Source organism: Anaeromyxobacter sp. PSR-1, assembly GCF_000964525.1.
Taxonomy (GTDB): Bacteria; Myxococcota; Myxococcia; order Myxococcales; family Anaeromyxobacteraceae; genus Anaeromyxobacter.
This window is the reverse complement of sequence record NZ_BAZG01000325.1, coordinates 1-2153: the sequence shown is the minus strand read 5'-3', so window position 1 is coordinate 2153 and position 2153 is coordinate 1. Positions and strand designations below refer to the sequence as shown.

Below are 2153 nucleotides of genomic sequence, written 5' to 3'. Positions count from 1 at the left end.
AGGCGCCGCCGCCGGCCCGCGCCGCCGACCCGCTCGCGACCGTGGCGCTCGGCCCCGAGGTCCGGGACATCCTCACCGAGTACGAGGAGCACCGGCTGCGCGCCAACCTCGCCAAGGGGCTGGCGCTGCACCGGGTGAAGGTGAGCTTCGAGCTGGACGGGTTCGACCGCGACCTGGCGGCGCTGAGCGGCCGGCTGAAGCGGCTCGGCGAGGTGGTCTCGACGCTCCCGTCCTCGGACGTCCGGGACCCGCAGTCCATCGCGTTCGAGCTGCTGTTCGCCTCGAAGGAGCCGCTCGACGCGATCCGCCGCGAGGCGGGCCCGGCCGCCGCGGTCGAGGCGGTGCCGCGCGTCGAGGCGCCGCCCGCCGCCGCGCGCGCCGAGCCGCCCCGCCGCCCCGCCGGCGCGCCCGCGCTCTCCCCGGCGCCCGAGCCGCCCGGCGACGAGGCCGCGTCGCTGCGCTCCGCCTCGCAGGCGGTGCGCGTCGACATCCACAAGCTCGACCGGCTCATGACCGCCGTGGGCGAGCTGGTGCTGGTCAAGACCAGCCTGGTCGCGCTCGCCGAGCGGCTCCGCGCCGAGGGGCGCGACCCCGCCGTCGCCGCGGAGCTGCAGCGCACCAACCGCACCCTGGAGCGCCGCCTGGAGGAGCTGCAGGCCGGCATCCTCGAGGTGCGCATGGTCCCGCTGGAGCAGGTGTTCGACAAGCTCTCGCGGATGGTGCGCAAGCTGGCGCGCGAGGTCGGCAAGGACATCGACCTCCGGGTCTCGGGGGGCGAGGTCGAGCTCGACAAGCTCATCGTCGAGGACCTCTCCGACCCGCTCATGCACCTCATCCGCAACGCCATCGACCACGGGATCGAGGCGCCCGAGCGGCGCGCCCGCGCCGGGAAGCCGCCGCTCGGCACGGTGCGGCTGGAGGCGACGCAGCAGGGCAACAAGGTCCGGATCGTGGTGGAGGACGACGGCGCCGGCATCGACGAGGACCGGATCCGGGAGGTCGCGGTGCAGCGCGGGCTGGCGGCCGCCGGCGACGTCGGCGCGCTGTCCCGCCGCGAGCTGATGAACCTCATCTTCGTGCCCGGGTTCTCCACCGCGCGCCAGGTCACCAGCCTCTCGGGCCGCGGCGTGGGCATGGACGTGGTGAAGAGCAACGTCGCCGCGCTGTCCGGCATCATCGACCTGCACACCGAGCGCGGGCGCGGCACGCGCTTCGAGATCACGCTGCCGGTGACGCTCGCCATCGTGCGCGCCCTGGTGGTCTGGGTGGCGGGCCGCACCTACGCGGTGCCGCTCAACAGCGTGCTCGAGATCCTGGAGGTCCGCGCCGCCGACGTGCGCACGCTCTCCACGCGCGAGGTGGTCACCGTCCGCGGCGCGACGCTGCCGCTGGTGCGGCTGTCCGGCTTCTTCGGGCTGCCCGGCGCCGGCGCGCCGGAGCGGCTGTTCGTGGTGGTGGTGGGGCTGGCGCAGGAGCGGCTGGGCGTGGCGGTGGACGCGGTGGTCGGGCAGCAGGACGTGGTGGTGAAGCCGCTCGGCGCGGTGCTGCAGGGCGTGCGCGGCATCGCCGGCGCGACCGACCTGGGCAGCCGCCGCACCGTGCTGGTGCTGGACGTCGGCGCCATCATCGAGGACGTGGTCTCGGGGGAGCCCCGCGAGGCGGCGGGCTAGCCGGATGTACCTCGAGCACTTCCGCCTCGCCCGCAAGCCGTTCTCCAAGACGCCGGATCCGGCGTTCCTGTTCCCCTCGCGCCAGCACGCCGAGGCGCTCGCGCGGCTCTCGCACGCGCTCGAGGAGCGCGAGCTGGCGGTGCTCACCGGCGAGGTGGGCGCGGGCAAGACGACGCTGTCGCGCGCGCTGGTGGACGCGTTCGCGGACCGCTGCCGGTTCAGCTTCGTGGTCCATCCGGCGCTCCCGGCCGCGCAGCTCCTCGGCGCCATCGCCGAGGGCTTCGGGCTGCCGCCGGCGCGGCGGAAGGCGGACGCGTTCTCGGCGCTCGCCGAGCACGTGGCGCGGCTCGACGCCGACGGCCGCTTCGCGGTCGTCGTGGTGGACGAGGCGCAGCTCCTCTCGGCCCGCGCCGCGTTCGACGAGCTGCGGCTCCTCACGAACCTGTGCGCCGACGACCGGGCACTGGTGGGCCTGGTGCTGGT

2 protein-coding genes are annotated in these 2153 nt (G+C 75.5%); both read left to right on the top strand.

The window, feature by feature from the left end; genetic code table 11:
* The coding region (locus tag PSR1_RS23025; RefSeq protein WP_059439617.1) for a chemotaxis protein CheA at positions 1 to 1670 on the top strand (1670 nt) is incomplete at its 5' end.
* Positions 1671 to 1674: 4 nt separating this feature from the next.
* The coding region (locus tag PSR1_RS23020) for an ExeA family protein (protein ID WP_152643432.1) at positions 1675 to 2153 on the top strand (479 nt) is incomplete at its 3' end.